Below are 6,676 nucleotides of genomic sequence, written 5' to 3' on the forward strand. Positions count from 1 at the left end.
TCAAAGCTCAGGCTGGCTTTATCGCCGACAATTTCCAGGCGGTTAAAGCCCGGCGCCTCTCCGGTGGACCCGACAAAGGTCCCGGTGGCGCCATTGGCATAGTGGAAAAACGCCATCGCCTCGTCTTCCACCTCTATCGGGTGATACTTGCCCATACTGCAGAAACCCTGCACACGCTCCGGCAGGCCGCACAGCCACTGAAAGATATCGAGGTTATGGATGCACTGATTAACCAACAGCCCGCCGCCCTCACCTTTCCACGTCGCCCGCCAATCACTCACGGCAAAATAGACATCGGGGCGAAACCAGTTCGTCATCGTCCAGTGACTGCGCTGAATAGGCCCCAACTCACCGCCGTCTATCAGCGCTTTCATCGTCTGAAAAACCGGTGCACAGCGCTGGTTCAGCATCAGCGCAAAGACCTGGTCGGCTTTCTTGATCGCCAACAGCGTCTCCGCCTGGGCATTGCTCAGCGCTATCGGCTTTTCCATCAGCAAGTGCAGGCCGGCCGCCAGCACCGCCATACCCATTTCCTGGTGATAGAGTGTCGGGGAGGCCACCAGCACCGCGTCGCACAAGCCGCTGTTAATCATTGCCTGATAATCGCTGAAATGCCTCGCGCCCGCCGGCAAATCCTCGGGGCGGTTGCGCGAACACACGGCACTGACCTGGCAATCGGCGACCGCGCCGATCTCGATATTGTGAATATGCTGGCGGGCAATATTGCCCAGCCCGATAAGCCCCAAACGCAAAGTCATTGCACCTTCTCCACTCGGTTCTCCTGACCGCCGCGCACAATGTAGAGTGCGCTCACCTCACCGCGCTTATCCAGCTCAAAGCGGAACTCCAACTCCTCGCCGTCCTGCGCGCTGCTAAACCGGGTTTCGCTGATCTGCGTCAGGCGACTGCGACCGTACATGGGCGCCTGCACTGTCAACTCGCCCTCGTCGACCGCAAAGGTAAACTTCACAAAGCTAATCTTGTACTGGCCGACAAATTTGTCGAGCGGGCTGGCATAGGGCACCTGGCGAATGGCCTGCGCCGTCCACGGGTTTGGATTGGCGGGCAGAGCCATAATTTCACTCACCTGCTCAACGCTCGGCGCCGCCGCGCGATTGGGCCCGAGGCGCCGCATATGTATCAGCAAACCGGTGAGCGTATCGGCATCCAGCCCCGGAAAGTGGCGGTGGGCCGGCATCACGCCGTTCCAGGTTTTGCCATTCACGATGATTTCGCCCTGCATGCCGTCGAGCACAATGCGCGTCAGCCATTCCACCGGCCCGGTCACCCACTCCGAACCCGCCAGCTCAGGTGCCAGGCCCGGCACCCCCTGCCCCTCTTTGCCGTGGCAATTGGCGCAGTGCTGATAAAACTTCTCACCCTTTGCCAACAGCGCCTGCTGTTCTCCGGTCAGTGGCTCGCGGCCGGAAGCCAGCTCGTCACCCGGCCAGGTAAAGGCGCGGCGCGCCGCCAGGCGCGCATCCCACAGCGGGTCGTCGCCCGACAGGGTTTTATCGACAAATAGGGCCGGCGCTTGCGCAAGCGAAAAGGGCGTATCCTGCTTTTCCGCAGCACTTGCCAGACCGGCGAGCATGGCCAGCTGCTGCCACTGCTTCTCATCCTGCAGCGCGGCGATACGCGCCAACAGCGCCGGCAAAGCCTGCTGCGCAGCTGCCACATCGGCAACCGCGGTTTGATAGGCACTGTTTGTCAGTGCCTTAAGAAGTGCAGCGCCGCCATTTTCGGGGCTAAGGCTGTCGCTGGCCAATACCGCCGCCAGCATTTCTTGCTCAACACCGGCGCTGCTGCGCACGGCGGCTTCGCGGCGATAGACATCACCGCCGTGGCTGAGCAGCATCGCCAGCAGGCGGCGCTGAACCTCCGCATCGCCATTAAAACGCTTCAGCGCGTCGAACCAGGCCAGCGCCGCTGCGGTATCACCCAGAGCCTCGTCGCCCACTGCCAGCAAAGTATCGCGGTCCATATGCGGCCCGGCAGCCAGCAGCAGCTGGCGAGTAAGCGCCGGAGTATTGCGCGCCAGCGCCGTGGCGACGGTCGCGGCATCCAGCGCGCCCTGAGCCTCCAGTGCCCAAAGGGCGTGCACAGCTGCCAGCTCACCGCCCTTGCCGACAAGTTGCCGCAGGCCATCGCGGGCATCACTGCGGGCCGCCAGCAGGCGCTGAGCGGTTTCCCGCAGCCAGGGAACATCGCTACCGAGCAAGTCCAATAGCTGCTCGCTACTGGCACCGGCGATTTGCGGCGCCGCCAGTCGCGGCGACTCGGTACTGACAATACGCCAAATCCGCCCCTGCCCCAGCGGGGTATCGAGGCCGCGCTCGAGAATCTGCGCCAGCAGTTCCTCGGTGAGAAACTCCTTGTGCTGAATAATGCCGCGGTACATATCGATGACGTACAGCGCGCCGTCGGGACCGACTTTCATATCCACTGGCCGAAAACGCTCGTCGGTGGAGGCGAGAAACTCGCGCTGCCCCCAGCGCTTGTCCGCATAGGTAATATGCTCAGCGCTCACCTCAAAACTGTCCAAGTTGGCGCGCAGCTGCACCACTGCGTTAGCGGCTGGCTCGGGCACAAAAATATCCTGCCAGTACGACTGCGGAAACTGCCCGCCGCGATACACCGCCAAACCACTGACTGCGGTGGGCGATTTCAAGCGTCCATCATCGCGCAGCACGCCGTCGAGGTAGGCGCGGTTCACTCCCGGGTTTACCCGAATACTGAACACCTCATCATTGTCGGTAATTTGTTCGCCGAGTCCGCGGCTGGCGCCAGAAAAGCTGTGGGCCGAAAAATAGTCGCCACTGAGAAAATTAGAGTTTGTGTTGTAGTAGCGCCGCCCCTGATTGTCCTGACTGATACCCCACTGACCGCGCGACAGCGTGGGCTCTACCACCAGCTCGCCGTCGACAAAGCGAAAGCGACGGTCGGATTTTGAGTTGTAAATCCAGTTGTCCAAGCCGAGCATCAAGCCGTTCTCCAGATGCTCCATACTGACACTTTCATAATTGGTGGCGTAGTCCGCCACTTTGCGGCGATTCTCACAGCGCGTTTTGCCGTGAATATTCGGGCACAGCCACAGGGTCGGCGGCTCGGCGACCAACAAGCCCTCATTCACCACCGCCACCGCCCGGGGCATCACCAGGCCGTCGAGAAACACCTCGCTGCGATCCATAACGCCGTCGCCATTGTCATCGAGCAACATCACCACCCGGCCGACCGGCTGATCTTCGCCGTCGCCATAGGCATTGGGCATAAAGCCGCGCATTTCCACCACGAACAAGCGGCCGGCCTCGTCCCAAGCCATCGCGACCGGGTCGACCACCAGCGGCTCCGCGGCTACCAATTCAATCGCAAAGCCGGGGGCCAGACTAAAGCTGTCCAGCGCCTGCTGCGGCGTCAATGCCGGTGCCGGCGGCGTGTCGACGGACAGATACAGCGGCAATTTCTCCCGCTTTAACCACAAAAAAACACTCGCCGCCGCTAACACCAAGACCAGCAAGTACACGCCTTTCTTCATGAAAAATTCCTTTATTATTTGCCGCGCAAGCACCCACAACAGCCGCTCACCCACCGCAGCATTCTCTGCGGCGAAGGCCGGGAACACTCGCGGGAGCAATGCAGCAACACGCAGCTGCGCACGGTGAAAATAGCCCTTGTACACAGCCAGCGGCTTTGATAGCTTTGGACAAGTGGTCAGGCCAATAACGCCCAGTCTCACCGAATCCGGTAGATACTGTCAAGGCTTACACACCGGAAAAGCAACGCCAAGCAACTGACAATACAGAGCATTTCTCATGACCATCAAACTCTTCTCGCAACTGGCTACCGTAGGTCTTGTGCTCAGCAGCGGCGCGCTGCTGCAGGGCTGCGACGCCTACGAGAATATCCGTCGCGCCATGGGCAAGTCGCCAGCGGTTTACGACACCAGCGCACCGACGCTACCCAGCGATCTGGGACCGCGGCCGCGGATACTGATTTTTTCAAAAACTAACGGCTTTAGGCACAGTGAGGCCATCGCTGCGGCGCAGACCTCCGTCGAGGCCATTGCCAAAGAAAATGGCTGGACGGTATTTTCCAGCGAAAACGCGGCGATTTTTAACGACCAACAACTGGCGCAATTTGATGTCATCTTCGGCAATAACTGTACCGGCGACAATTGGTCGGAGGATCAACGCGCGGCCTTCAAACGCTATATAGACACTGGCGGCGGCTTTGTCGGCGTTCACGGCGCGGCGGGCACACGCTTTGAATTCTGGGACTGGTATCAACAGGATTTACTTAAAGGCCGATTTATCGGCCACCCCCTGTTCCCTCAAATCCAGACCGCCACGGTGAACATGGAAAATCGCGACCACCCGGCGACCGAACACTTCTCTGCCAGCTGGGAACATCAGGACGAGTGGTATAGCTTCGGCAACAATCCCCGCGACGACGGCGCCACCGTATTGGCCACCCTTGACGAAACCAGCTACTCGCCCAAAGCCCTCGGGGATGACTTGCGCATGGGCGACCACCCGATTATCTGGTCTCACTGCATCGGCGATAACGGCCGGGTATTTTACTCGGCACTGGGGCACGAAGCAGCCACCTACCAGCGCCCAGAACACACCCAGATGCTAAGCGGCGCGCTGAGTTGGGCAATGGGTCTGGAAGGTAGCTGCCCCTGAGGGGCGCCGGCCGCCGCGCTGCCAAAGGACAGAGCGCCCCGCAAGCTTTTGGCCTATAAACTATAGGCCACGCCCAAGCGCAGCGAACGCCCGGCACCGGGAAAGCCGACCGCCTCCTCGTAACTCACGTCGGCGATATTTTTGATGCCGGCGCTCAGCTCCAGTGAAGACAGCGCCTGCCAACGCAGCACCGTGTCCCACAACAGGTAGTCGTCCAGTTGGTATTCACGGCTTTCACCGCTGTGCATGGAGCTGGCGTACTGCTTGTCGATCCAGCGCAGGCGACTGTGCCAGCTAAGGCTTTCGTCCCACTGCTTGCTCAAATCAAAGGTCGCGGTATTCTGCGGCCGATTGGCAAGATTGCGGTCGCTGTTTTCTACGTTAATCTCCACATGCGACACACTGCCTCGCAAGGTCCAACTTTGCAGATTTGTAGCCAGCGACAGCTCCGCCCCGCGACTGCGCACTCGGTCGCGATTAACATTGGTAAAGCTTTCGGAATCGAAGTCGATGAGATCGCGATAATCGGCGTCAAACAATGCCAACTCAATATCAAAATCGCTAAGCTGCGCACTGACATCCACTTGATAGCTCGAGACCCGCTCCGGTTTCAGCTCCGGATTGCCCACTAAGCCGTGGCCCAAAGCAAAAAAACTAGGCGCCTTAAAACCTTCAGAATATGACAGATTCACCCGCCCCCACGCCGACAATGGCAGACCCAACAAATAGCGCCTGACCACCTCCTGCTCGCCATCGACATCGTCTTTTCTCAGCCCGGCACTCAACAGTACAGAATGACGAGACTGCCAGTTAACCTCGGCAAATTGCCCTTCAGTGGTTCTGCGCAGGGCATAATCGGTATCCAGGGTGATCGCCAGCGGCACAACCAACCCCGTGTCAGCCGGCGCCGAGGGCAAGCCCACCAAAAAACCCGCGTCATCGACAGGCACGCCGGGAAAAACCACCGCGCCATCACTCACGCCGTTCTCCCAGCGGCGGTCAATACCGACATTAATATTGACTCCCGCCCAGTTCGTTTCGCTCACCACACGCCACTGCTGGCGGCGGTAATCGGCCACGTAGAAATTTTCCGGCACACTGTCGTAGGGGACAATTCCCGGCGAATGGTAGTCGAGCTCGCGGTGATACTCGGTATATTGCGTCGCCAAACGCCAGTGCTCTAACGGCGACCACTCGCCACTGACATAGGCCGTTTGGTCACTGCCTGTGCTGCGATCGCGGGCATCGCTTTGCGCATGCCGCGGACCACCGCTCTGTTCCGGATAGGCGCGTTTGTCAAAGCGGGCCTCTCGCCCACCTATCTGCAGTAGTGCCGAGTCCAGCTTTAAACGATAGTGCAGCGCGGCCTCCTCAAGCTGCCGCTCGCTGCCCTGCCAAACTGCGCCGCTGTCTTCACGGGTGCCCTGCACACTCAATGCGTGCCCGCCACCGGCGAGGGTCGCACGCCCGGCACTGCGAAACGCCCCGTATTCCTGCACCTCGTGAAACAGCTTAATACCGCTAGCCTCACCGTCGCCAGGCGCGGTAATCAGTTTAACCACCCCCGCCAATGCGTCAGAGCCAAACACCACACTGCGCGGCCCGGTAACCAGCTCAACGCGCTGCAACTGGGCCGCGGACATCGTCGCCAGATCAAAGGAGCCACCGCGCGTATTAGTCGGATCATTGACCGCAACACCGTCAATCAACACTGCGGTAAAATTGGCCTCCGCGCCGCGAATAGAGATACTGTTGACACCGCCCGCGCCGCCTTCCCGTGACACATAGACCCCTTTAATACCGTCCAGCAGCTGGTGTATATCCTGGGGCTGCTGAAGTTCGATATCACCGGCATCGAGCACAGCCAAATTGGCGAGGAAATTGTCTTGCTGAGAAACCGGCGCGTGTGCCGTCACCAAAATGGATTCCATTTTCAACTGTTCTGCCTGAACGCCGCCAATAGCGAGCGGCAGGGCCAATGCGCCAACTAA

At 59.8% G+C, this 6,676-nt stretch carries 4 protein-coding genes; 1 reads left to right on the plus strand and 3 read right to left on the minus strand.

Annotation, left to right across the window (positions count from 1 at the left end):
* Together ABYM29_RS14160 and ABYM29_RS14165 are read right to left on the minus strand one after the other, a co-directional pair.
* A partial coding sequence (locus tag ABYM29_RS14160; protein ID WP_372865432.1) for a Gfo/Idh/MocA family protein occupies nucleotides 1-758 on the minus strand: 758 nt, incomplete at its 3' end.
* Nucleotides 755-3,535, minus strand: coding sequence for a c-type cytochrome (locus ABYM29_RS14165; protein WP_372865433.1), 2,781 nt, complete (start codon nucleotides 3,533-3,535; stop codon nucleotides 755-757). The genes ABYM29_RS14165 and ABYM29_RS14160, both read right to left, overlap by 4 nt.
* Nucleotides 3,536-3,812: 277 nt before the next feature.
* On the opposite strand from ABYM29_RS14165, the gene ABYM29_RS14170 reads away from it, so the two are divergent.
* Nucleotides 3,813-4,685, plus strand: coding sequence for a ThuA domain-containing protein (locus tag ABYM29_RS14170; RefSeq protein ID WP_372865434.1), 873 nt, complete (start codon nucleotides 3,813-3,815; stop codon nucleotides 4,683-4,685).
* 53 nt (nucleotides 4,686-4,738) lie between these two features.
* Here ABYM29_RS14170 and ABYM29_RS14175 read toward each other — a convergent pair.
* Nucleotides 4,739-6,676 (minus strand): TonB-dependent receptor plug domain-containing protein (locus ABYM29_RS14175; RefSeq protein WP_372865435.1); only part of this gene is annotated, 1,938 nt, incomplete at its 5' end.

Origin of the sequence: Spongiibacter sp., assembly GCF_041602295.1 — a bacterium.
Taxonomy (GTDB): Bacteria; Pseudomonadota; Gammaproteobacteria; order Pseudomonadales; family Spongiibacteraceae; genus Spongiibacter.